23 protein-coding genes are annotated in these 24,984 nt (G+C 51.0%); 22 read left to right on the plus strand and 1 reads right to left on the minus strand.

The genetic code is table 11. The features are described 5' to 3' along the window. Positions 1 to 77 precede the first annotated feature (77 nt). From LA360_RS01415 to LA360_RS01450, 8 genes are all read left to right on the plus strand, one after another. Positions 78 to 2,009 carry a sucrose-specific PTS transporter subunit IIBC gene (locus LA360_RS01415; protein WP_081031231.1) on the plus strand — a complete coding sequence of 644 codons (1,932 nt, stop codon included), beginning with the start codon at positions 78 to 80 and terminating at the stop codon, positions 2,007 to 2,009. Positions 2,010 to 2,073: 64 nt separating this feature from the next. Beyond that, positions 2,074 to 3,522, plus strand: coding sequence for a glycoside hydrolase family 32 protein (locus tag LA360_RS01420; protein WP_057572544.1), 1,449 nt, complete (start codon positions 2,074 to 2,076; stop codon positions 3,520 to 3,522). Positions 3,523 to 3,686: 164 nt separating this feature from the next. Continuing rightward, the gene (locus LA360_RS01425; RefSeq protein ID WP_225537260.1) at positions 3,687 to 4,346 is read left to right on the plus strand and encodes a Crp/Fnr family transcriptional regulator; all 660 of its coding nucleotides are present in this window, start codon (positions 3,687 to 3,689) and stop codon (positions 4,344 to 4,346) included. Between the two features lie 10 nt (positions 4,347 to 4,356). Further along, on the plus strand, positions 4,357 to 5,121 hold the full coding sequence (locus tag LA360_RS01430; protein ID WP_057572543.1) for a nucleoside phosphorylase: 765 nt from the start codon (positions 4,357 to 4,359) through the stop codon (positions 5,119 to 5,121). Continuing rightward, a complete protein-coding gene (locus LA360_RS01435; protein ID WP_002594650.1) occupies positions 5,118 to 5,732 on the plus strand; it encodes an ECF transporter S component in 615 nt (204 codons plus the stop codon). Before LA360_RS01430 ends, LA360_RS01435 begins: the two co-directional genes overlap by 4 nt. Before the next feature lie 11 nt (positions 5,733 to 5,743). Continuing rightward, the gene (locus tag LA360_RS01440) at positions 5,744 to 6,520 is read left to right on the plus strand and encodes an energy-coupling factor transporter transmembrane component T family protein (protein WP_022200403.1); all 777 of its coding nucleotides are present in this window, start codon (positions 5,744 to 5,746) and stop codon (positions 6,518 to 6,520) included. After that, positions 6,508 to 7,362 carry an energy-coupling factor ABC transporter ATP-binding protein gene (locus tag LA360_RS01445; RefSeq protein WP_002587770.1) on the plus strand — a complete coding sequence of 285 codons (855 nt, stop codon included), beginning with the start codon at positions 6,508 to 6,510 and terminating at the stop codon, positions 7,360 to 7,362. The genes LA360_RS01440 and LA360_RS01445 overlap by 13 nt, the downstream gene beginning before the upstream one ends. Beyond that, entirely contained in the window at positions 7,359 to 8,180 is an 822-nt protein-coding gene (locus LA360_RS01450; RefSeq protein WP_022200401.1) for an energy-coupling factor ABC transporter ATP-binding protein, read from the plus strand. The genes LA360_RS01445 and LA360_RS01450 overlap by 4 nt, the downstream gene beginning before the upstream one ends. A 239-nt stretch (positions 8,181 to 8,419) precedes the next feature. Here the strand turns inward: LA360_RS01450 and LA360_RS01455 are convergent, their stop codons facing one another. Beyond that, positions 8,420 to 8,638, minus strand: coding sequence for a helix-turn-helix domain-containing protein (locus LA360_RS01455; RefSeq protein WP_002587772.1), 219 nt, complete (start codon positions 8,636 to 8,638; stop codon positions 8,420 to 8,422). A 428-nt stretch (positions 8,639 to 9,066) separates the two neighbouring features. Here LA360_RS01455 and LA360_RS01460 point away from each other — a divergent pair, with 428 nt between their 5' ends. The 14 genes from LA360_RS01460 to dusB all read left to right on the plus strand — a co-directional run bounded on the left by LA360_RS01460 (position 9,067) and on the right by dusB (position 24,963). Then, complete coding sequence (locus tag LA360_RS01460) at positions 9,067 to 9,216, plus strand: hypothetical protein (protein WP_022200400.1); 150 nt, start codon at positions 9,067 to 9,069, stop codon at positions 9,214 to 9,216. Positions 9,217 to 9,442: 226 nt separating this feature from the next. Beyond that, positions 9,443 to 11,062 carry a mannitol dehydrogenase family protein gene (locus LA360_RS01465; protein ID WP_022200399.1) on the plus strand — a complete coding sequence of 540 codons (1,620 nt, stop codon included), beginning with the start codon at positions 9,443 to 9,445 and terminating at the stop codon, positions 11,060 to 11,062. A gap of 20 nt (positions 11,063 to 11,082) precedes the next feature. Continuing rightward, complete coding sequence (locus LA360_RS01470; protein ID WP_160116374.1) at positions 11,083 to 11,244, plus strand: hypothetical protein; 162 nt, start codon at positions 11,083 to 11,085, stop codon at positions 11,242 to 11,244. Positions 11,245 to 11,420: 176 nt separating this feature from the next. Further along, positions 11,421 to 12,662 carry a putative glycoside hydrolase gene (locus LA360_RS01475; RefSeq protein ID WP_022200398.1) on the plus strand — a complete coding sequence of 414 codons (1,242 nt, stop codon included), beginning with the start codon at positions 11,421 to 11,423 and terminating at the stop codon, positions 12,660 to 12,662. Positions 12,663 to 12,720: 58 nt separating this feature from the next. Beyond that, positions 12,721 to 14,664 (plus strand): excinuclease ABC subunit UvrC, encoded by a 1,944-nt coding sequence (gene uvrC / locus LA360_RS01480; protein WP_022200397.1) that lies wholly within the window; start codon positions 12,721 to 12,723, stop codon positions 14,662 to 14,664. A gap of 84 nt (positions 14,665 to 14,748) precedes the next feature. Then, positions 14,749 to 15,681, plus strand: a complete 933-nt coding sequence (hprK, locus tag LA360_RS01485; RefSeq protein WP_022200396.1) for an HPr(Ser) kinase/phosphatase — start codon at positions 14,749 to 14,751, stop codon at positions 15,679 to 15,681. 21 nt (positions 15,682 to 15,702) lie between these two features. Next, positions 15,703 to 16,614, plus strand: a complete 912-nt coding sequence (murB, locus tag LA360_RS01490; RefSeq protein ID WP_057572541.1) for a UDP-N-acetylmuramate dehydrogenase — start codon at positions 15,703 to 15,705, stop codon at positions 16,612 to 16,614. Between the two features lie 36 nt (positions 16,615 to 16,650). Then, positions 16,651 to 17,520 (plus strand): RNase adapter RapZ, encoded by an 870-nt coding sequence (gene rapZ / locus LA360_RS01495; protein WP_022200394.1) that lies wholly within the window; start codon positions 16,651 to 16,653, stop codon positions 17,518 to 17,520. A gap of 5 nt (positions 17,521 to 17,525) precedes the next feature. Continuing rightward, positions 17,526 to 18,503 (plus strand): DNA-binding protein WhiA, encoded by a 978-nt coding sequence (gene whiA, locus LA360_RS01500; protein ID WP_022200393.1) that lies wholly within the window; start codon positions 17,526 to 17,528, stop codon positions 18,501 to 18,503. 121 nt (positions 18,504 to 18,624) lie between these two features. After that, complete coding sequence (locus LA360_RS01505) at positions 18,625 to 18,879, plus strand: HPr family phosphocarrier protein (RefSeq protein WP_002564619.1); 255 nt, start codon at positions 18,625 to 18,627, stop codon at positions 18,877 to 18,879. A gap of 132 nt (positions 18,880 to 19,011) precedes the next feature. After that, a complete protein-coding gene (locus LA360_RS01510) occupies positions 19,012 to 22,497 on the plus strand; it encodes a DNA polymerase III subunit alpha (protein ID WP_057572540.1) in 3,486 nt (1,161 codons plus the stop codon). 92 nt (positions 22,498 to 22,589) lie between these two features. Further along, a complete protein-coding gene (pfkA, locus tag LA360_RS01515) occupies positions 22,590 to 23,564 on the plus strand; it encodes a 6-phosphofructokinase (protein WP_112483136.1) in 975 nt (324 codons plus the stop codon). An 82-nt stretch (positions 23,565 to 23,646) separates the two neighbouring features. Beyond that, a complete protein-coding gene (locus LA360_RS01520) occupies positions 23,647 to 23,997 on the plus strand; it encodes a DUF6145 family protein (protein ID WP_002587783.1) in 351 nt (116 codons plus the stop codon). Next, on the plus strand, positions 23,998 to 24,963 hold the full coding sequence (dusB, locus tag LA360_RS01525; RefSeq protein WP_022202830.1) for a tRNA dihydrouridine synthase DusB: 966 nt from the start codon (positions 23,998 to 24,000) through the stop codon (positions 24,961 to 24,963). Positions 24,964 to 24,984: the final 21 nt, after the last annotated feature.

The following is a 24,984-nucleotide window of genomic DNA, read 5'->3' on the forward strand; positions in this document are numbered from 1 at the left end:
TGAATGCCCTATTATATAAGTGTGGAACCGATGCCAAAACATTGAAGGAAAACATAGTAAGAAGAGGGGAAGGGAATATGATGGATTATGCAAAGACGGCAAGTCTGGTCATCAAGTATGTAGGCGGAAAAGACAACATTAAGTCAGTTACCCATTGTGCCACCAGGCTTCGTTTTCAGCTCAGGGACAACGGGCTGCGGAACGAAGAGGCAATCAGCGACCTGGAGGGGGTAAAAGGAGTGTTTCTCACACAATCCCAGTTCCAGATTATATTTGGTTCCGGTATTGTGAACATGGTCTGCGATGAAGTGCAGAAACAGCTGGGAACATTGGAGGAAAAGCCGGAGGAAAAAGAAGAGGGAAAGGGAAATGTGGTCCAGCGTTTCATTAAAATGCTCAGTGACATTTTCGTGCCAATCATTCCCGCCATTGTGGCAGGCGGTCTTCTCATGGGCCTTAACAACCTGCTGACTTCACCGCTTATAAACGGGCGGTCCATTATTGCGCTGTACCCCATGTGGCAGGGGCTGGCTTCGGCCATCAATACCTTTGCAAACGCGCCCTTTACCTTTCTGCCGGTACTCATCGGCTTCAGCGCAACCAGGAAGTTTGGAGGAAATGCGTTTTTAGGCGCGGCCATGGGCATGATTATGGTTCATCCCGATTTGCTGAACGCATATCAGATTGGACTGGCACAGCCTCCTGTTTGGGACATCTTTGGTTTTCAGATAGCCGCCATCGGATATCAGGGAACAGTCCTTCCTGTTCTGGCTGTTTCATGGATTCTTGCCAATATTGAAAAACGGCTTCGTAAGGTAACGCCATCCTGGCTGGATAACCTGACAACACCCCTTTTATCCATCCTGGTGACCTCTTTCCTGACCTTTATCTTTGTGGGACCTGTGCTGCGGGAAGCCGGTAATCTGCTGGCCGCAGGCATCACATGGCTGTACAATACATTGGGGCCTGTGGGCGGAGCTCTCTTTGGATTTGCATACGCTCCTATTACCATGACCGGCATGCACCACAGCTTTATTGCCATTGAGACACAGCTGCTGGCTGACAGCGCCCATACAGGCGGCAGCTTCATTTTTTCAACTGCAAGCATGAATAATGTGGCCCAGGGCGCCGCGGTCCTGGCAGTGCTTCTCATGACAAAGAATGACAAGATGAAATCCATCTGCTCCGCGTCCGGCATTTCTGCCCTGTTGGGAATTACGGAACCAGCCATGTTCGGTGTGACACTGAAACTGAAGTATCCATTTTACGCAGCCATGGCTGGTTCGGCGGCAGGAAGCGCCTATCTGGCGGCCACCAAGACACTGGCGCAGGCATTGGGCGCAGCAGGACTTCCGGGCTTTATCTCCATGAAGCCTGACCACTATATGAATTTTGCCATTGGAATCATTTTGTCCATGGGCGTTTCCTTTGCCCTTACCATGGTGTTCTGGAAAAGGTTTGCTCTTGACCAGCAGGACGGAACGGAGAAAAGGACGGGAAGCAGGGCCGGGGAAATAGAAGAGGCTTCGGAAATGGAAATGCCACGGGAAATCGTCACCCAGCTTTACGTTCCCATGAAAGGCCAGATCCTGGATGTGGGGCAGTCCGCAGATGAGGTGTTTGCATCCAAGGCCCTGGGGAGCGGCGTGGCCATCAATCCCGCGGAGGGCATGGTATGTGCGCCGTGCGACGGTACCATAAGCCTGCTGTTTCCCACAAAGCATGCGGTGGGAATCACATCTGAGACAGGTGTGGAGGTGCTCATCCATATCGGAATCAATACGGTACAGCTGGACGGGCAGGGGTTTGAGGCATTTGTGTCCCAGGGTGATAAGGTGAAGAAGGGCGATAAGCTTATTGCCGCTGACCTGGATCTGATTCGGGAAAAGGGAATGAATCCGCAGACTATGATGATTCTGCCTGAGGGAGGAAATCTGGATGTGACCGTATATCCTGGTGAACAGGCAGATGCCAAAAATGTGGCGGTAAAGGCAGTGAAGACAGAATAAGCATGGCGGTGGCAGAGGCTATGAAGACAGCGTAAACACATGGTGACGGTAAGGAGGAAGCAGCTTGAAAAAATATGAAAAGGTCCGAAGGGAGGACTATGAGGCATGGTACCGGGAAAACAGGGAGTACAGGGAAATGGTCAAGGCGGATGACAGCCGTCTGGCCTACCACCTGATGCCTGAAACCGGCTGGCTGAACGACCCCAATGGCCTCTGCCAGTTTCAGGGACTGTACCATATTTATTATCAGTATACACCCTTTGAGCCTACAGGGGAGATTAAGCTCTGGGGTCACTATACCACCCGGGATTTCATCCATTATAAACAGGAGGAGCCGGTGCTTTTTCCGGATCAGGACATGGACGCCCATGGCGTATATTCCGGTTCAGCTTATGTGGAGGACAAAACCATCCACTATTTTTACACAGGCAATGTGAAGCTGTTTGACCGGGATGATTACGATTATATCATGGGCGGCCGGGTGAGCAACACCATTCATTTTACCAGCCAGGATGGGTATCATTTTTCTGCCAAGGAACTGGTGATGAATCACGGAGATTATCCGGATGACATGAGCTGCCACATAAGGGACCCTAAAGTGTATAAAGAAGGGGAGTTTTATTATATGGTACTGGGGGCAAGGGATGTGCACAGCAAGGGAATGGTCCTCCTGTACCGGTCAATGGATTTAAAAAAATGGGGGTATTTTAATAGAATCACTACGGACAAAACCTTTGGCTATATGTGGGAATGCCCGGATTTGTTCTGCCTGGACGGACAGCTCTGTCTGGTCTGCTGCCCTCAGGGCGTGAAGCCAATGGGAACAGAGTATCAGAATGTGCATCAGTGTACGGTTTTCTGCCTGGACTATGATTTCAGGGAAAATACCTGCAAGCTGAAATCCCAGCTGCCTGGAATGGTGGACAGGGGATTTGACTTCTATGCGCCTCAGACCTTTCTGGATGAAAAGGGGCGGCGCATTCTCATAGGCTGGATGGGGATTCCGGATGCGGATTACACCAATCCGACGGTGAACGCCGGATGGCAGCATGCCCTTACCATGCCGCGGCAGCTCCATATGAGGGAAGGACGCCTTTTGCAGCAGCCTCTGGAGGAGATGAGGGAGCTTCGCAGGGACAGAAGGGATTACGATTTTGAGGAACTTGACAAGGGCGTGGAGCCAGGGCTTGTGTTTGAAGGACGCATATCCTTTGTGACCTGTCATGACATGTGCCTGACTGTCAGGGGAGATGTGACGTTATCCTATGAAAATGGTTTGCTGACCCTGGATATGGGAACCTGCGGAAGCGGCAGGACCAGACGGAGCGTCCCGCTGGAGAGGCTTACGGATTTGCATATTTTTTCAGACACCACTTCGCTGGAAATATTTGTAAACGAAGGCCGGGAGGTCTTTACCACAAGGGTATATGGTTCCCACCCGGGCATGCGGATGGAAGGAGATTGTTCCGGAAATGGGATTGTCTATGGACTGAATGGTTTTATATATGAATAAGGGAAAATGCAAAAGGACATTTGTCCAATGATTGCATCTGCATTTATAAAAAGACTGGCAGGAAGAAGGAGTTAGGAGACATAAATCCTATACTTTATTCCTGCTTTTCATATATAATAATTCCATGACCGGCCGAAAGGAATACAAAAATGGATGAAAATTTATTGAAGTTACTGGAACTTGTGGAAAAAGATAAAGTGCTGTTCCAGCTTCTGCGGCAGTGTCCTTATGAGATCCTGCGGAATTTTAAAGTAAGGAAATACAAGGATAGCCGGTTCGTGCTGAAACAGGGTGAGATATACAATACATTTTATATTGTAGCCTCTGGCTATGCGGATATCTATGTGGAATCTGAACACGGTAAGAAGTATCTTTTGTGTACCTACACAAAAGGGGATTACATAGGAGAGTTGGAACTGTTTTCCCAGGTTGGCTATATAAGCCGTGTGGAGGCCAGGGGTGATGTGACCATGCTGGAGCTGGACCGGACCTATTTTGTCAAATGGATTCGCATGGACAATAACTTCAATGAATATATGATTCGGACCCTGTGCAGCAATTCTTACCGGATGTGTGCGAATATGGGGCAGAACACCCTTTATACGCTGAAGCAGAGAATCTGCCAGTACCTGGTAGGCAATGCGGGAACAGACGGTAAACTGCGCTTCGTGGTCTCATCTGAAATACTGAGCCAGAAGATGGCAGTGACCCAGCGAAGTGTGAATCGCATTTTAAAACAACTGAAGGAACAGGGCCTTATTGAACTGAATAAGGGGAATATTGCCATAAAGGATTACGATGCCCTGAACAGAGAAAGAAATTAGGAGGAACAGTATGGATAGTTTACAGCCGCATATCAGATGCAGCAGGCAGGATGGCGCAGCCTACGCAATCCTTCCCGGAGACCCTGCAAGGGTAGAACGGATTAAGGGATTTCTGGAGGATGTTAAGGAGATTGCATTTAACAGGGAGCATAAAAGCGTCAGCGGTATCTATAAGGGGGTCCGGGTCATGGCCGTTTCCACGGGAATGGGCGGGGCGTCCACGGGAATCGCGGTGGAGGAACTGCATCACATAGGCGTAAAAAATATGATACGGATTGGAAGCTGCGGCGCTTTGCAGAAGGATATACATATGGGAGACCTGCTTCTGATTCATGGGGCTGTCCGGGATGACGGCGCTTCCAGATCCTATGTAGAGGAGCAGTATCCGGCGGTGCCTGATACGGAGCTTCTTATGTGCATGGTTGAGACAGCGAAAACATTCCATTTTCCCTTTCGTATAGGTAAATGCAGAAGCCATGACAGCTTTTATACGGACCGGGAGGATGAGATTGACGCCTACTGGCATGAAAAAGGAATATTAGGTGCGGATATGGAGACTGCGGCGCTGTTCACCATAGGCGCGTTAAGAGGCGTCAAGACAGCGTCCGTCCTGAATACGGTCAGCCTGTTCGAGGGGAATCTTGAGGAGGAAATCAATGGATACGTGGAGGGCATTTACCAGGCGGCAGAGGGAGAAAAGAATGAAATCCTTCTGGCCCTGGAAACGATTGTGCGCATGGAAGAAAAAGTCCGTGAACAGGAGGCGGGAAGATGAAAGAAAAAAATTATAACAGCCCCTGGTCCCTGAAATTTAATACGGCCGCGCTGGTACTGATACCTGCTGCAGTGGGGATTAATTATATCGGTAAGCTGTTTGCCGGCGTATTGAAACTGCCGCTTTGGCTGGACTCCATTGGAACCTGCCTTGCAGCCTGTCTTGCCGGTCCGGTTGTGGGGGCGATTGCAGGAGCTGCCAACAATCTGATATATGGCCTTACCATGGACCCCATATCTACAGTATATGCCCTTTCACAGGCGGCCCTTGGAATTGTGGTGGGACTGATGTCGTATTATGGTCGGATGAAAAACCTGAGGGGGACTATCTTAACCGGTGTTCTGGCAGGCCTGGCTGCTGTTATCGTATCCACCCCCCTGAACATGATGTTTTGGGGAGGAACAACAGGTAATCTGTGGGGAGACATTGTATATGCAGGAGCCTTGTCTCAGGGGCTTCCAGCCTGGATTGCATCCACGGCGGATGAAATCGTGGTGGACCTTCCGGACAAAATCGTGGTGCTTTTGCTGGTGGCGGGACTCTATAGAGGATTTCCAAAAAGCATTCTGTCCCTGTATCAGAGCAACAGCAAAATAGAAAGTCTGGACTAAGGAGAAGATGAATGAAAAGTATAAGTTTATATGAGGAAAAGAACTCTTTTTTAAACAGGCTTTCGCCTGAAAGCAAGATTCTGTATGTTCTGTCCGCTGTTTTCATCCCGATTTTCATGGGGAATCATATGGCCAGCACGGGATTCATCCTCTTAAGCGCATTGCTGCTGTTTGGTTCCGGTGTAATCCGAAAAACCATACCTATCTTAGGTGTGTCTGGTTTTGTGGTACTCACCGTGCTGCTGATTCAGGGATTGTTCCGGGCTGGGAACGAAACAGCGCTCTTTGGCATCTGGGGGCTTACCTTCTATAAAGAAGGTCTTATGTTTGCTCTGGATATCGCCATTAATGTGTTTAATATCATCCTTTGCTTCTGCGTACTGGTACTTTGCACCAAACCGTCCGACATGATTGAGAACTTTGTGCGCAGAGGATTTTCGCCCAGATTTGGATATGTGTTTATTTCCTTGTTCCAATTGATTCCGCAGATGACGGAAAAAATGGCAACCATTACGGATGCCCAGAAAAGCAGGGGAATGGAAACAGAGGGGAACCTTCTGGTGAGGATGAAGGCATTTCTTCCTCTGATTTCACCAGTTATTATGAGCTCTTTTATAGATACAAAGGAGCGGGCCATTGCGCTTGAGGTGCGTGGATTTAATGCAAAAAACAGGAAGACATTTCTTAATGAACAGCATACGACCACACTGGACAAGGTGATTCAGGGATTTCTGATTCTTGGTATTGTGGGAGCAATTGGTTGGAGGATTATGACATGGCTGAGATAAAAGTAACAAATCTGAAATACAGGTATCCCCACACAGACCGCCTTGCCCTGGACGGAATCAATTGTGAAATCCATGCGGGTGAGTTCATAGGTATTATAGGAAGGAATGGCTCGGGTAAGAGTACTTTTTGCCAGGCCCTCACAGGACTGGTTCCCAACTTTTATAGGGGTGCATACGGAGGGAAGGTCTTTGTGGATGACATCGAGGTCAGGCATGTGGAGGTGGATGACTTATGCCGGAAGGTGGGAATCGTGTTCCAGAATCCATTTAACCAGGTGACGGGTTCCAAACTGACTGTCTATGAGGAAATTGCATTTGGTCTGGAGAATTTCGGCATACCAAGGGATGAGATGATACGGCGCATTGACAGAAGCCTTGAGGAACTGGATATTGTCCGGTTTAAAGACAGGGCGCCCTTTGACCTTTCGGGGGGACAGATGCAGAGGATGGCCATTGCCAGCATCATTGCCATGGAGCCTGAGGTTATCATATTGGATGAACCAACCTCGCAGCTGGACCCGCAGGGAAGCGAGGAGGTGTTCCGAGCGGTTCAGAGACTGAGCCGGCAGGGAATCACTATCATTATGGCAGAACACAAGATGGAGAAAATTGCAGCCTACAGCGATCGGGTCATGCTGCTGGATGACGGAAAACTGGTGGATTTTGATGCACCCGGAGCTATATTTTCCAGGAATGATTTAAAGGAACATGGTGTAATCGCGCCTTCCTATACAAGGATATGCCGGGAACTTGGAATAAAGACAAAAGAGAAGGGCCAATATCCGGTTACCCTGGAAGAGGCAGGCGCGCTTCTTACATACGGACAGGAGGGGACGGTATGAACCAGATTGACATAAAGGGGCTGCATTTTTCATATACGGAAAAGGAAGAAATCCTAAAAGGAATCAATCTTGTTATTGACGAGCGCCCTACTGCCATCATCGGGCAGAATGGGGCTGGAAAGACTACCTTTGTTAAACTGTTAAAGGGACTTTTGCGGCCTACACAGGGGAACATTCTGTTTAATGGCCAGGACCTGTCGGGTTTTACGGCAGCTCAGTTGGCAAAGGACATTGGACTGGTGTTTCAGAATCCCAATGACCAGATATTTAAGAATACGGTAATGGATGAGGTGATGTTCGGGCCCCTGCAGATTGGCATGGACAGACAGGCCGCGGAAGCATCAGCCCAAAAGGCGTTAGCCATGGTGGGACTGGAGGGAACCGAAAAGGTAAATCCCTATGACCTGGGACTCTCCGACAGAAAAATGGTATCCATTGCAGCAATTATAGCCATGGACACGGATGCGGTCATATTTGATGAACCCACTATTGCCCAGGATTATATGGGCAAGGAGAGGATTAAGGCCATTATGAAGGCGCTTAACAGGGAACACAAAATTGTTATTTCCATTCTCCATGATATGGATTTTGTGGCGGAAACGTTTGAGCGGGCTATTGTATTTGCAAAGGGGAATGTACTTCTGGACGGGGATACCAGGGCTGTATTTGGACAGAAGAATATGCTGGAGCAGGCATATCTGGAGCAGCCCGGAGCCGCCAGATTGTGCCATGAACTGGGATACAGCGAGGTTTTTTTGTCCCCTGAGGAATTTATAAATTTCAAGAAGGGCAAGGAGCTGGCCAGCCCTGTTGTGTAATAAGGTATTTTTTCAGGCGTGGGCTTGCCTCCGAAAATGATGTGGGCTAAAGCCAGCGGGATTGCGGCCGCCCTATTTCAAGGCCTTCCTCGCTTTCCCACCGCTTAATCCAGGCTGCAACGCCGGATTCCTCCTCGCCAATTTCATAGCTTAGACAGCCCGGCGCCCGGCCCGGGCCTTATAACCGTTGGTACGGCGGCCGATCCGCCCGTCTGCCTCCTGATAACAGTTGCTGACTTCTATAAAAACTGGTCGTTTTCAGAACGTTTATAGGATATGATGTCATTGATGTCGCAGTCCAGGATGCGGCAGAGGTCATTGAGCGTCGTGGTGCTTAAGGGCTTGTTCTTCCGGAGCCTGTCTATGGTGGAGCTTGACAGGTTATGATTATAGATTAAGGTGTAGGTGGATTCATCAGAATTCTTGAGCGTGTTCCAAAAAGGTTCATATGTAATCACGGTGTATCCTCTTTTCTTACGTGTATATTATATAAATAGAAAAATAAGGTAATTTTAGTTTACCAAAAAAATGGCTCATTTTCCGGATATACAGAATTTGCCTACAAAAAAGGTGAAAAATTTTATTTTAGCCGTAAGGGGAGAGGGAACGGACGTATGTCAGGCGGACAGAATCCATTGCCCCATTGCCCTGCATTTTCCTTAGAATCTATCTAAAGAACGCTGGAATCAGAGTATTTCCCCCTTATGGAAAAAAATTCTAAAACAGGAAAGTCCGTTGAAATACAGGGCTTTTAAGGAAAATGTAAGACAGTGTAAGGGGAAAAGGACTTGCTTTTTTCATAAAAGTTTGTATAATGGGATAACGGAGTGAAACTAAGCGTGTAATCTTCAGTTATCAGGCTTATGAATCCAGGAGGCAGAGTAGAATGAAAGTCAGGAAGGTACTGGGCGGCTTTGCATGGGCCATGCTGGCAGCAATGCTGATTTTGGTGAACGCAATGGCGGCTGACGGGGATGAATTGTTCGACCGGACAGAGAATTCCAATGTATCAGCGGTGATACAGTATCAGCGGTGATGCAGTGACGAAGCAGTATTTTTTGAAGTTCAGCAGTTATGAGGAGAGACCGGCACGGTTGCTGGTCTTTTTTATTGCAATAAAAGCAGGCTCCATTGTTTTTAACAAATCACAGGGATGCTGACAGCAAGTTTTGCAATGTATTAAACAAAAAGGGATATGGATTATTCGCCCGCGGGGTGGTAATATTAAATCATGAAATCAACGAGCACAGGAGGGAAAGGTTATGCATTTATTAGACAGTGAACTGAGGAATAAGGAAGAGTGGGAAGCAGCAGGAATAGAACTTCCAAAATTTGACAGGGAAGCGATGAAGGCAGCTACCAGGGAGTGTCCGCAGTGGGTGCATTTCGGAGCAGGCAATATCTTCCGCGCATTTCCGGCAGCGTGTCAGCAGAAGCTGCTGAACGATGGTGTTGAAAAGACCGGCATCATTGTGGCGGAAGGTTATGACTATGAAATCATCAAGAAGGCATACAGGCCTCAGGATGACTTAAGCCTCCTGGTCACACTGAAGGCCAACGGTACCATTGAAAAGACCGTGATTGGAAGCCTTGCACAATCCCTGACCGTGGACCGCCATGATGAGGCCGACTGGAACCGTTTAAAGGATATCTTTGCCAGCAAGACGCTGCAGATGGTCAGCTTCACGATTACGGAAAAAGGTTACAGCATCACTTCGGCAGACGGTTCCTTCCGCCCGGACGTAAAGGCTGACTTTGAGGCTGGCCCGGAACAGGCAGACAGTTATATCGGCAAGCTGGCAGCCCTGTGTTACTGGAGATATACCCATGGGGCGGCCCCGCTGGCGCTGGTAAGCATGGATAACTGTTCCCACAACGGCGATAAGCTGTACGCGGCTGTGGACGCTTATGCAAAGGCATGGACAGAGAACGGCAAGGCTGACAAGGGATTCCTGGCGTATATTGAGAATCCGGCTCATGTTTCCTTCCCCTGGAGCATGATTGACAAAATCACCCCACGTCCGGATGACAGCGTAAAGAAAATGCTGGAGGAGGCCGGCTTCACAGATACAGAGAGCATTGTCACCAGCAAGAACACATATGTGGCTCCTTTTGTAAATGCAGAGGAGGCTGAGTATCTGGTTATTGAGGACGCATTCCCCAACGGACGTCCCCTGCTTGAAAAGGCAGGCGTCATGTTTACCGCCAGGGATACCGTTGAAAAGGTGGAGCGCATGAAGGTGTGCACCTGCCTGAACCCCCTTCACACCACCCTGGCCGTATACGGCTGTCTCCTGGGCTACACCAAGATCAGCGAGGAGATGAAGGATGCAGACCTGGTGAAGCTGGTGGAAATAATCGGTTATAAAGAAGGACTTCCTGTGGTTACGGATCCCGGCATACTTTCTCCTAAGAAATTTATTGACGAGGTATTACAGATTCGAGTTCCCAATCCATTTATGCCTGATACGCCCCAGAGAATTGCATGCGATACCTCCCAGAAGCTGTCCATCCGTTTCGGTGAAACCATCAAGGAGTATATGGCAAGGCCTGAGCTGGATGTGAAGTCCCTTAAGTTCATACCTATGGTTCAGGCAGGCTGGTGCCGTTACCTGTTAGGGGTAGACGATGAGGGCAATACCTTCACCGTGAGCCCTGACCCAATGTATGAGGGCCTGGCTGAGAAGCTGCAGGGTGTGAGGGTAGGGGAGCCTTGTAATGTACACGAGGTGCTTCAGCCTATTTTAAGCGATGCCAAGATATTCGGAGTGGACCTGTATGAGGCAGGGCTGGGCGAATATGTGGAGAGCATTTTCGCTGAAATGACAGCAGGCAGGGGTGCTGTAAGAGCTGCCCTTCAGAAACACCTGGCAGAGGCATAATCATATTTGATTTATAAAACATGGATTTAGAGGATTATGGGTTTATAAAAATATGGGTTCCGGCCCCAGGCCGGCCCGGCGCACGCCCGGACAATGGCATACAGCCGTTGCCCGGGCGTTCTGTGCAGCTGAAGGCAGACATTGGTATTTACAAGAAGTGGGAGAAATTAATGAAATTGTAACAAAAAAGTCATATTTTATATACAAAACAGGAAGAATATGGTATTATAGTGGGAACGAACGGATGTTTATGTCTGATTCACTGAACTTACAGGCATTTGCCTTTTTGATATAGATTAAGAATGGAAATGGGAATTTCCAGGAATCATAAGATAATTGGGAAAGACAGAGGTTACGTATGAAAAGGTGGATAGCAGCAGGCATATTAATTCTTGCATTGACAGGATGTTCCCGGTATGAACCGGCAAAGGAGATAACCAGGTCCCAGAAGGAAGCCGCGCGGCCTGAGGAAGCAGAGGCACAGTCCGGGCAGGAGACCCAGGAGGCGGAGGCGGTTGATTCGGAGGTCATTACCATTTCCTCATATCCCCCCAGGAACCCGGTAAAGGTTAAGGGTATCTATGTGTCCGCCTATGTGGCCGGAACCGGCGATATGATGGATAAAATCATTGAGGAGCTCGACAGGACGGAGCTCAATGCAGTGGTCATTGATGTAAAGGACGACCAAGGAAGGATTACCTATGCCATGGATTCCCCTACGGTAAATGAGATAGGGGCCTGCCATGTTTTTATCCGGGACATGCCGGCTCTTATGGCAAAGCTTAAGGAGCACGGAATCTATACCATAGCCAGGGTGGTGGCCTTCAGGGACCCCTATCTTGCGGAACAGAAGCCCGAATGGAGCCTTCATGTGGCGGATGACAAAATTTACCGGGATAATAAGGGCCTCGCATGGGTAAATCCCTATAAGAAGGAAGTCTGGGATTATCTGGTCGAGGTGGGGAAAAAGGCAGGCGAGGTGGGATTTGACGAAATTCAGTTCGATTACATCCGATTTGCCGTGGACAGGACCATGAATGACGTTGTGTTTGACGATGGGGATACCCAGGGGCGTAATAAGACCCAGGCAATTACGGAATTCATAAGCTATGCGTATGATGAGCTGGCAAAGGAAGGACTCTTTGTGTCGGCTGACGTATTCGGCGCCATCATGCGCAGCGAAGAGGACGCGGCTGCCGTAGGCCAGGAATACGAGGACATGGCGGAGCATCTGGATTATATATGTCCCATGATTTATCCATCCCACTATGGGCCGGGAAATTTTGGAATAGAGTATCCAGATACCCAGCCTTATGATACAATATTAAATGCATTGAATGGTTCCAGGGAGCTTCTGGCCGCATCCGCGAAGGATGACACGCCTCAGGCAGTGGTAAGGCCGTGGCTTCAGGACTTTACGGCGTCCTATCTGGAACATTATATTAGATATGGCGACGAACAGGTGAGGCAGCAGATTCAGGCTGTCTACGATGCCGGCTATGACCAGTGGATTCTCTGGGATGCAGGTGTCAGCTATCACTACGGCGGGCTGCTGACTCCGGAGGAAGCGGCAAAAGAGGACGAGCGAATAGCCCGGTAAAGCACCGCCCGGTAAAACGGCGGAACATAAAGCCATATGAAAAGGATGGTGACAGGCATTGTTCGATTTAGAGGAAGAACTGAAGAAACTCCCGGCCAGTCCGGGGGTTTATCTTATGCACAATGACAGAGATGAGATCATATACGTGGGCAAGGCCATCAGTCTTAAGAACCGGGTCAGGCAGTATTTTCAGAGCAGCAGGAATAAGACGGCTAAAATTGAACAGATGGTGTCCCACATTGCGTGGTTTGAATATATCCTGACGGATTCCGAGCTGGAAGCCCTGGTGCTGGAGTGCAACCTGATTAAGGAGCACAGGCCGCGGTACAACACCATGTTAAAGGATGACAAAAGCTATCCCTATATCAAGGCAACCATGGGGGAGGATTTTCCGCGCCTTTTGTTTGCCAGGGATATGAAGAAGGACGGCAGGAGCCGTTACTTTGGCCCCTATACCAGCGCGGGGGCCGTGAAGGATACGCTGGATTTGATACACAAATTATACCGCATCAGGACCTGCAGCCGGAACCTGCCAAAGGATACGGGAAAGGAGCGTCCATGTCTCAATTACCATATCAAGCAGTGTGACGCCCCCTGCCAGGGATATATTTCCAGGGAGGAATACCAGTCCAACTTCAGTCAGGCCCTGGACTTTTTAAACGGCAGATACGACCCTCTCATAAAGAGTCTCCAGGAAAAGATGCAGACGGCCTCCGACAGCCTGGAGTTTGAGCGGGCCATTGAGTACCGGGAGCTGTTAAACAGCGTGAAGCAGGTGGCGCAGAAGCAGAAGATAACCAGCAGCGGCATGGAGGACCGGGATATCTTGGCTATGGCCAGGGATGAGAGGGACGCGGTGGTACAGGTGTTCTTTATCCGCGAGGGCAAACTGATCGGCAGGGACCATTTCCATATATCGGCTGCAACGGCGGAAAATGAGGGCGAGATTCTGGACAGCTTTGTAAAGCAGTTTTATGCGGGCACTCCTTTTATTCCAAGGGAACTGTGGCTCCAGCACCCCCTGGGGGATGAGGAGGTCATCAGCCAGTGGCTGTCCGCCAAACGGGGGCAGAAGGTAAGGCTGGTGGTTCCAAAAAAGGGAGAGAAGGAACGTCTGGTGGAGCTGGCGGCCAGGAATGCCGCTCTGGTGCTGTCCCAGGATAAGGAGCGGATTAAGAAAGAGGAGCTTCGCACCATCGGGGCAATGAACCAGATTGGAGAGCTCATTGGCATTGGAGGAATCCGGCGCATGGAGGCATATGATATCTCCAACACCAGCGGAGTGGAGTCTGTGGGCTCCATGGTGGTATACGAGGACGGCAGGCCCAAGCGCAGCGATTACAGAAAATTCCGCATCAAGACGGTCCGGGGCCCCAACGACTACGCGTCCATGGAAGAGGTGCTGACACGCAGGTTTTCCCATGGCATGAGGGAAACGGAGGAACTGAAGGAAAAGGGAGCCGATTTGAGCCTGGGAAGTTTTACCAGATTTCCTGACCTTATCATGATGGACGGCGGCAGGGGCCAGGTGAATATAGCCCTGGAAGTCCTTGGCAAGCTGGGGCTTTCCATTCCGGTGTGCGGTATGGTGAAGGATAATAATCACAGAACCAGGGGACTCTATTATAACAATGTGGAGGTGCCCATTGACCGGCACTCCGAAGGGTTCAGGCTCATCACCAGGATTCAGGATGAGGCGCACCGTTTTGCCATCGAATACCACAGAAGCCTCAGGGGAAAGGGCCAGGTAAAATCCATACTGGACGATATTCCCGGTATCGGGCCGGCCAGGAGAAAGGCCCTCATGCGCCGCTTTAAGGATATAGAGGCGGTGAGGAGCGCCTCAGTGGAAGACCTGGAGCAGACGCCCCAGATGAACCGCAGGTCGGCCGAATCCGTGTACCGCTACTTCCATCCGCGGCCGGACGGGACTGAAACCGGGGCCGCCACAAACCCGGATGACGGGATTGAAATGGCTCCCCAGAATCTGGAAACACAATGATAAAAATACATGACAACCGAATCAAATTATGATAGTATGATAGAAGTTAAACGAGAAGTAAAACCAGGTCAAGGGGGTATTATCATGCATGGAGTAACTATATCGGAATTAATCGTAAAAATGAAGCTTAAAAACACCACGCCGGAGATTGACACGGACAAGATTGTGCTGACCCATCCGGACGTGAACCGTCCGGCCCTGCAGCTCACGGGTTTCTTTGACCATTTTGACAGGGAGCGGGTTCAAATCATCGGATACGTAGAGCAGGCATATATTAATACCATGGACCAGGAGCAGAAGCGCCGGATGTACGATAAGCTCACATCCAGCCAGATTCCCTGTCTGGTGTTCAGCCGCGACCAGGAGCCGGATGAAGACCTTTTGGAATTCTGTAATTACTATGGCGTTCCCTGCCTTGTGTCTGATAAGACCACCTCTGCCCTGATGGCAGAAATCATCCGCTGGCTTAACGTGAAGCTGGCTCCCTGTATCAGTATCCACGGCGTTCTGATTGACGTATTCGGCGAGGGCGTGCTGATTATGGGCGAGAGCGGCATCGGCAAGAGCGAGGCTGCCCTGGAACTGATTAAGCGGGGACACCGTCTGGTGACGGATGACGTGGTGGAGATACGCCGGGTCAGCGATGACACCCTGATTGGAAGCGCTCCTGACATCACCAAGCATTTTATCGAACTGCGCGGCATCGGTATCATCGATGTAAAGACCCTGTTCGGTGTGGAGAGCGTTAAGGATACCCAGTCCATTGACATGGTCATCAAGCTGGAGGACTGGAGCAAGGATAAGGAGTACGACAGATTGGGCCTGGAAGACCAGTACACGGAATTTTTGGGCAACCAGGTGGTCTGCCACACCATCCCCATCCGTCCGGGACGTAATCTGGCCATTATCGTGGAGTCCGCGGCTGTCAACTACCGCCAGAAGAAGATGGGCTACAATGCAGCCCAGGAGCTTTACAACCGGGTACAGGCCAATCTTGGAAAGGGCCAGGAAAATTAAGTCTTAAGCGAGGAATGTATTTTGAATCTGGAACATATGTTGAAAGAGGTGCTTGTATCAGAAGGGGCGGCGTGCCGTTTCATGGAACCCATGAGCAGCCACACCACCTTCCGCATCGGGGGGCCGGCTGAAGCCTATGTGTGCCCCGGCAATGAAGAGGAGCTGGGAAAGGTTATCTGCCTGTGCAGAGAACACGGTATTTCCTGGAGAGTGCTGGGAAATGGCAGCAATCTCCTGGTCAGCGACAGGGGAATCGAGGGCGTGGTCATTGCGATGGAAGGAAACTGGTGCTATGCCGGGGCAGAGGGAAACCTTATACGTGCGGGGGCAGGTGAACTGCTGGCCCGTGTGGCCCGCGTGGCCCTGGAACACGGTCTGACCGGTATGGAATTTGCCGCAGGCATACCCGGCAGCGTCGGCGGTGCCCTGGTGATGAACGCGGGGGCCTATGGATCTGAGATAAAGAATATCCTCAAATCAGCCAGGGTCATGACAAATGAGGGAGAGGTGCTGGAGCTTTCCCGGGATGAACTGAAACTGGGATACCGCACCAGCTGTATCCCCGACAGGGGATATACGGTTCTGGAGGCATCCTTTCAGCTGGAACCGGGGGACCGGGCGGCCATTGAGGCCCGGATGAAGGAACTGGCGGCCAGACGGAGGGAGAAACAGCCTTTGGAATATCCCAGCGCAGGCAGCACCTTTAAACGTCCTCAGGGATATTTTGCTGGCAGGCTCATAGAGGATGCCGGTCTCAGGGGATACGGCATGGGCGGTGCCAGGGTATCGGAGAAGCACTGCGGTTTTGTGATCAACGGCGGAAACGCCACTGCGTCCGATGTCATGGCCCTTTGTGGTCATATCAGAAAGACGGTGATGGAACAATCCGGCGTGGAGCTTGAGATGGAAGTGAAGCGCTGGGGGGAATTCTGATTTGAAATGCTAATCTTACGTAACTGAGGAGGATGGATGAAGCTTGTGATTGTAACCGGAATGTCCGGGGCAGGCAAGACAATTGCACTGAAAATGCTGGAGGATTTGGGCTTTTACTGTGTGGATAACCTGCCCATATCTCTGGTGGATAAATTTGCCCAGCTGGCAGCGGCCGGCAGTGACATCAGCCAGGCCGCCCTGGGCATAGACATCCGCAGCGGCGAGGAACTGAGCCAGCTGGATGCTATTTTCAGGGGATGGAAGGAACTGGGGATGGATTACCAGATTCTGTTCCTGGATGCCAATGACGGGGTCCTGATTAAGCGGTACAAGGAAACCCGCCGCAGCCATCCCCTGGCCGGGACAGGCAGGCTGGACAAAGGAATTGAAAAGGAGAGGGTCAAGCTGGCCTTTCTCAAGAAAGATGCGGATTTCATCATTGACACCAGCAAGCTTCTTACCAGGGAGCTGCGGCAGGAACTGGAGAAAATATTCCTCAAACACCAGGAGTACTGCAACATGTTCGTCACAGTCCTCTCCTTTGGCTTTAAGTATGGGATTCCGGAGGATGCGGACCTGGTTTTCGACGTGCGTTTTCTGCCTAATCCCTACTATGTGGAGGAACTGCGCCAGCTGACAGGGGAGGATCAGTCTGTCCGGGATTATGTGATGCAGGGAGGCACCTGCGCGCAGTTTTTGGACAAGCTCTATGATATGATGGATTTCCTCCTGCCTAATTATATCAATGAAGGAAAGAACCAGCTGGTGGTGGCGGTGGGATGCACCGGAGGCAAGCACCGCTCCGTGACGGTTGCCAGGGCCCTTTGCGGCCACCTGACCGCCAAGGCCGAATACGGCATCAAAATAGAACACAGGGACATCGACAAAGACAATAAAAGGAAGTAGCGGACATGTCATTTTCTTCCAACGTAAAAGACGAGCTGTCCAGGCAGATGCCCGGGGCTCGCCACTGCCAGATAGCAGAAACAGCAGCTATCCTGAGTCTGTGCGGCAGGGTAAAGATATCGGCCTCAGACCGTTTTTGGATTGAAATCCATACGGAAAATGTGGCAGTTGCAAGAAAGTACTTTACATTATTGAAAAAAACATTTAATATAAGAACGGATGTCTCGATTCGCAGTGGAATGAATCACGTGCGGAGCAGGACATACATCGTAGCAGTCAGAGAACATGAGGAAGCCCTCAAGGTCCTGCAGGCAGTGAAGCTTATTAATTCCCAGGGTGAAATTGGTGAAAACCTTTCCCTGATTCGGAATGTAGTTCTTCAGAATGCCTGCTGCAGACGGGCTTTCATACGTGGCGCCTTCCTGGCGGCCGGTTCCATCAGCGCCCCGGAGAAGTTCTACCACTTTGAAATCGTGTGTCCCACCGAGCCGAAGGCGGAACAGCTTAAAAACATCATTGCTACCTTTGATATCGAGGCCAAGATAGTGCCGAGGAAAAAGTACTATGTGGTCTATATCAAGGAGGGCAGTCAGATTGTGGACATCCTTAACGTGATGGAGGCTCCGGTATCCCTTATGGAGCTGGAGAATATCCGCATTGTCAAGGAGATGAGGGGCAGCGTAAACCGCCAGGTCAACTGCGAGACTGCCAATATCAATAAGACCGTGTCAGCTGCGGTAAAACAGATAGAGGACATCCGTTTCATCCAGTCTGCTGCCGGTCTTTCGGGTCTGCCTGAGAGCCTTCAGGAGATGGCCCGTATACGGCTGGAACGGCCGGAGGCGACCTTAAAGGAATTGGGGGAGGCCCTGGAACCGCCTGTGGGTAAATCGGGCGTGAACCACCGTTTGAGGAAATTAAGCCTTGTGGCTGAGGAACTGCGGCAGCAGTATCCAGACCGTAATACATCAAGTTTGCAATAGTTTTATCAAGTACGAATCAGTACGGGCACCTGAATGGCAGCCGGGATGCGGCCAGATTGGAACATGACCATTGGAACGTATCAGGGGCTGTGCACCATTCAAAGGAATGAGGAGGATTATTATGGTAAAGAAATTGATTACAGTTGAATTGGCATCAGGACTTGAGGCGAGACCGGCAGCAATGCTCGTGCAGGTAGCCAGTCAGTACGAAAGCGCGATTTACCTGGAAGCAGAGGCAAAGCGTGTGAATGCCAAGAGCATCATGGGAATGATGACTCTCTGTCTGACCGCAGGCGAATCCATTTTGGTGGAAGCCGACGGAAAGGATGAGGAAGCAGCTGTAACTGAAATTGAGAAGTATCTGAAAAACCAGTAACTACCGGTCCGTTTGTTTGGAGAGATAGATAATGGGAATCAGGCAGGACTTGCCTGGTTCTCTTTTCTTTTATCCGGATTTATGATAAACTGTTACTCGAATGATACCGCAAGGATAAGGAGAGAATAGGGAATGGCATTTACCCATTTGCACGTCCATACGGAATACAGCCTTCTGGATGGTTCCTGTAAAATCAAGGAGCTGACAGCCAGGGCAAAGGAGCTTGGCATGGACAGCATGGCTGTCACGGACCATGGTGTGATGTATGGAGTCATTGATTTTTATAAAGCTGCCAGGGAGGCCGGCATTAAGCCCATACTGGGATGTGAGGTCTATGTGGCCCCGGGCTCCCGCTTTGACAGGGAAACGGTAAGCGGCGAGGACCGGTATTATCACCTGGTGCTGCTGGCAGAGAACAACAAGGGTTATGAAAACCTGATGAAAATTGTGTCCAAGGGGTTTGTGGACGGATTTTACTATAAACCCAGAGTGGACTATGAGGTGCTGCGGACCTACCGCGAGGGAATCATTGCCCTCAGCGCCTGTCTGGCAGGGGAGGTGCAGCGCTGCCTGACCAGAGGAATGTATGAGGAGGCGGTCAGGGCATCCGAAAGGTATGTGGACATATTCGGAAAGGACAACTTCTTCCTGGAGCTTCAGGACCACGGGCTGCCGGACCAGAGGCTGGTAAACCAGGGCCTTATGCGCATGAGCAGGGATACGGGCCTTAAGCTGGTGGCCACCAACGATATCCATTACACCTATGCCGAGGATGAGAAGGCCCATGATATCCTTCTGTGCATCCAGACCGGCAAGAAGGTGGCGGATGAGGACAGGATGCGCTACGAAGGGGGCCAGTACTACTGTAAGTCCGAGGAGGAAATGCGGGCCCTGTTCCCCTATGCGCCTGAGGCCATTGAAAATACCCATATGATAGCGGAACGCTGCAATGTGGAGATTGAGTTCGGGGTCACCAAGCTTCCGAAATATGAGGTGCCTGAGGGCTTTGACTCCTGGAGCTACTTAAACCATCTGTGCCGTGAGGGCTTTAAGACCCGTTACCCGGATGATGACGGCACACTGAGCAGCCGGCTGGACTATGAGCTGGATGTTATCCGCTCCATGGGATACGTGGATTATTTCCTGATAGTGTGGGATTTTATCAACTATGCCCGTTCCCAGGACATTATCGTGGGGCCTGGGCGGGGTTCCGCTGCCGGAAGCATTGTAAGCTACACACTGGGAATCACCAATATTGATCCGGTGCGTTATAATCTTCTCTTTGAGCGTTTCCTGAACCCGGAGCGCGTGTCCATGCCTGATATTGATATTGACTTTTGTTATGAGCGGCGCCAGGAGGTAATTGACTACGTGGTGCGCAAATACGGCAAGGACCAGGTGGTGCAGATTGTCACCTTCGGTACCCTGGCTGCTAAGGGTGTTGTCCGCGATGTGGGGCGTGTGCTGGATTTGCCCTATTCCCTGTGCGACACCATTGCCAAGATGATCCCGGGGGATCTGGGGATGACGCTGGATAAGGCTCTGACCATGAATCCGGATCTTAAGAAGGCATACAATGAGGATGAACAGGTCCATTATCTCATCGACATGTCCAGGCGTCTGGAGGGACTGCCCAGGCATACCTCCATGCATGCGGCCGGAGTGGTGATTGGCAGCCGGTCCATTGACGAGTTTGTGCCTCTGTCCAGGGCCTCTGACGGCACCATCACCACCCAGTTTACCATGACAACCATCGAGGAGCTGGGACTTCTCAAAATGGATTTTCTGGGGCTGCGGACCCTGACGGTTATCCAGAACGCGGTGCGGCTGGCTGAAAAGGACTACTGCATAACCATTGACATTGACCACATTGATTTTGACGATAAGAAGGTGCTTGAATCCATCGGAACAGGCAGGACCGAGGGCGTGTTCCAGCTGGAAAGCGCGGGGATGAAGAGCTTCATGAAGGAGCTTAAGGCGGAGAACCTGGAGGATATCATAGCAGGTATCTCCCTGTACCGTCCGGGCCCCATGGATTTTATACCCAAATATCTGAAGGGAAAGAACGACAGGGCTTCCATCACCTATGACTGCCCCCAGCTGGAGCCCATATTAAGCCCTACCTATGGCTGTATCGTGTACCAGGAGCAGGTGATGCAGATTGTGCGTGATTTGGCCGGATATACTATGGGACGAAGCGACCTGGTGCGCCGTGCCATGAGCAAGAAGAAAACGTCGGTCATGGAGAAGGAACGCCAGAACTTTGTCTACGGCAACCAGTCGGAAGGGGTTAAGGGCTGTGTGAACAACGGCATTGACGAGAAGACGGCAAACCACATCTACGATGAGATGATTGACTTTGCAAAATACGCTTTCAACAAGTCCCACGCAGCGGCTTACGCGGTGGTGTCTTACCAGACAGCCTATCTGAAATACTATTACCCCAGGGAGTTTATGGCGGCCCTCATGACATCGGTTATGGACAATGTAAGTAAATTTTCAGAGTATGTGCTGACCTGCCGCCGCATGATGGGCATTCCGGTGCTGCCGCCGGATATCAACGAGGGCGAGAGCGGCTTCTCCGTGTCAGGGGACGCTATCCGTTACGGCCTGTCCGCCATCAAGAGCGTGGGCAAACCTGTGACAGAGGTAATCCTGGCAGAGAGGGAGAGAAACGGTCCCTTCCGTTCCATGGAGGATTTCGTGGGGCGCATGAGCATGAAGGAAGTGAACAAGAGAACACTGGAAAATTTCATCAAGTCAGGCGCTCTGGATACCCTGCCCGGAACCAGACGGCAGAAGATGGCAGTGGCGCCCACCATGCTGGAGGAGAAGGCCAGGGAGAAAAAATCCATGTTTGAGGGACAGTTAAGCCTTTTCGACATTGCGGGTGAGGAAGACAGAAACGAATTCCAGATTACATTTCCGGATGTGGGGGAATACTCAAAGGATGAGCTTCTTGCCTTTGAGAAGGAAATACTGGGAGTCTACATCAGCGGCCATCCCCTGGATGACTATGAGGATACATGGAGGAGGAACATAACAGCCACCTCCGCCCAGTTCATCGTGGACGAGGAGACGGACGAGGCAGGGGTGGAGGACGGCTCCAGGGCTGTCATCGGCGGACTGGTGGCAGGCAAGACCGTAAAGACCACCAGGACCAACCAGCTCATGGCCTTCATAACGCTGGAAGACCTTCTGGGACCGGTGGAGGTCATAGTGTTCCCAAGGGATTACGAGGCCAACCGGGACCTTTTTACCGAGGATTCCAAGCTGTTCATCAGGGGAAGAGTGTCCATCGGAGACGATCCGGTGGGAAAGCTGGTGTGCGAGCAGGTGATTCCCTTTGACAGTGTACCCAAGGAGCTGTGGCTCCAGTTCCCGGATATGGAGACGTATCAAGCCGGGGAGCAGCGCCTTCTGACATCTCTGCGGTCCTGCGAGGGAAAGGACCGGGTGGTCATTTATCTCCAGAAGGAGAGGGCCAAGAAAGTCCTTCCGGCCAACTGGAATGTACAGGTCACGCCAGGGCTTTTGGAAGAGCTGGGAAAAGGACTTGGTGAAAAAAATGTCAAAGTCGTAGAAAAAGGTCTTGAAAAGCTGGGGAAAATGAATTAGAATAGCGTTGGATATAGATGAGAGAATGAATGATTGAGAGCGACGTCAGCACAGAAGTAATGGATGTGCTTAATACAAGGAGGTAAATTGCTATGGCAAAGGCAGTGAAAACCATTGGAGTACTTACCAGCGGAGGCGATGCGCCGGGAATGAACGCAGCTATTCGCGCGGTTGTAAGGACTGCTATCAATAAGGGCCTTAAGGTAAAGGGTATCATGCGTGGATACGCAGGCCTGCTGGAAGAGGAAATCGTGGACATGGAGTCCACCAGCGTGTCTGACATCATCAACCGCGGCGGCACCATCCTTTACACGGCAAGATGTAAGGAGTTCACCACAGCGGAAGGCCAGCAGAAGGGCGCTGACATCTGCCGCAAGCATGGCATTGACGGAATGGTGGTCATCGGAGGAGACGGTTCCTTCCGGGGCGCGGGAAAGCTGTCTGCCCTGGGCATCAATACAATCGGCCTTCCGGGAACCATTGACCTGGATATTGCCTGTACCGATTATACCATTGGTTTTGACACGGCTGTCAACACGGCCATGGAAGCAATTGATAAGATTCGCGATACATCCACATCCCATGAGCGGTGCAGCATCGTGGAGGTTATGGGGCGCAACGCCGGATACATCGCGCTGTGGTGCGGCATTGGAAACGGCGCGGAGGATATCCTTCTCCCGGAGCGCTATGACGGCAATGAGCAGGCTCTGATTAACCGGATTATCGACAACCGCAGACGGGGCAAGAAACACAACATTATCATCAACGCGGAGGGAATCGGCCATTCCGGTTCCATGGCAAAGCGCATTGAGGCTGCCACAGGCATTGAGACAAGAGCCACCATCCTGGGCCACATGCAGCGCGGCGGAACGCCTACCTGTAAGGACAGGGTATATGCCTCCATCATGGGCGCCAAGGCGGCAGAGCTTCTGGCCGTAGGCAAGAGCAACCGTCTGGTGGCCTATAAGCACGGTGAGTTTGTGGATTTCGATATCCAGGAAGCCCTGAATATGACAAAGGACATCCCGGAAGAGCAGTATGAGATAGCCAAGATACTGATCCGCTAATCCGGTAGATGAGAACATAAACGACGATAGAATGGAAAGTCCGCCGCCTGTCACAGGCAGCGGACTTTTGTGGAGAGATGAGATGAAGGATACGACAGTGCTCTGCGGAGCCAATTCCTATGAACAAAAATATTATTTTAACCAGGATTTCAAATCCCTGCCACAGTCCATAAGGGACGAACTCCAGATCATGTGTGTGCTCTATACAGAGGATGTGGGCGGCGTGCTGACCATGGAATTTGACGAAAAAGGAAACCTGGAATTCAGGGTAACCTCAGAGGAAACGGATTATCTCTTTGACGAGATAGGAAGCGTCCTTAAAATCAAGCAGTACCAGGAAGAAAAAAAGGAAATGCTGGAAGCGCTGGAACTGTATTACAGGACATTTTTCCTGGGAGAGGACATAGATATAGAGGATGACGGGGAAGATTAGATGAAACTTAGGATTGGAAATACAGTTCTTGAGAATAATGTAATACTGGCGCCCATGGCGGGCGTCACGGACCTGCCCTTCCGTGTGCTGTGCCGGGAACAGGGAGCGGGCTGCGTGGTGACGGAGATGGTCAGCGCAAAGGCGGTTCTGTACAACAACCGAAACACCAGGGAGCTGCTGCAGATTGACCCGGACGAGCGCCCCGCCGCCGTGCAGCTCTTTGGCTCAGAACCGGATATTATGGCGGAGATTGCGGCCAGGCTGGAGGAAGGACCCTATGATTACATTGACGTGAACATGGGATGTCCTGTGCCGAAAATCGTCAACAACGGCGAGGGATCCGCGCTGATGAAGAACCCCGGGCAGGCGAAGAAAGTGCTGACAGCCATGGTGAAAGCGGTGAAAAAGCCTGTGACCGTGAAATTCCGCAAAGGATTTAACGACCTTTCTGTCAATGCGGTGGAATTTGCAAAGATGGCGGAAAGCTGCGGTGTCGCTGCAGTGGCTGTCCATGGACGCACCAGGGAGCAGTATTATTCCGGTAAGGCGGACTGGGACATCATCCGTCAGGTGAAGGAGGCGGTAAGGATTCCTGTCATTGGAAACGGGGATATCTTTACGCCGGAGGATGCCGGGAGGATGCTTAAAGAGACAGGCTGCGACGGCATCATGGTGGCCAGGGGAGCCAAGGGCAATCCGTGGCTGTTCGGCCGGATTAACCACTATCTGGATACAGGGGAGGTCCTTCCGGGCCCGTCCATGGTTGAGATAAAGGCCATGATTCTGCGGCACGGCCGCATGCTGGTCCGGTTTAAGGGAGAAAGTGTTGCCATGCGGGAAATGAGAGGCCATATGGCCTGGTATACAAAAGGAATGCCCCACTCAGCCACGCTCAGGAATGAAATCAATCAGGTGGAGACATTGGAGGGGTTCGTGGAGCTTCTGGACAGGAAAATCCAATCTTGACAATGGACACATTTTCCTATA

The organism is Enterocloster clostridioformis (assembly GCF_020297485.1).
GTDB lineage: Bacteria > Bacillota > Clostridia > Lachnospirales > Lachnospiraceae > Enterocloster > Enterocloster clostridioformis.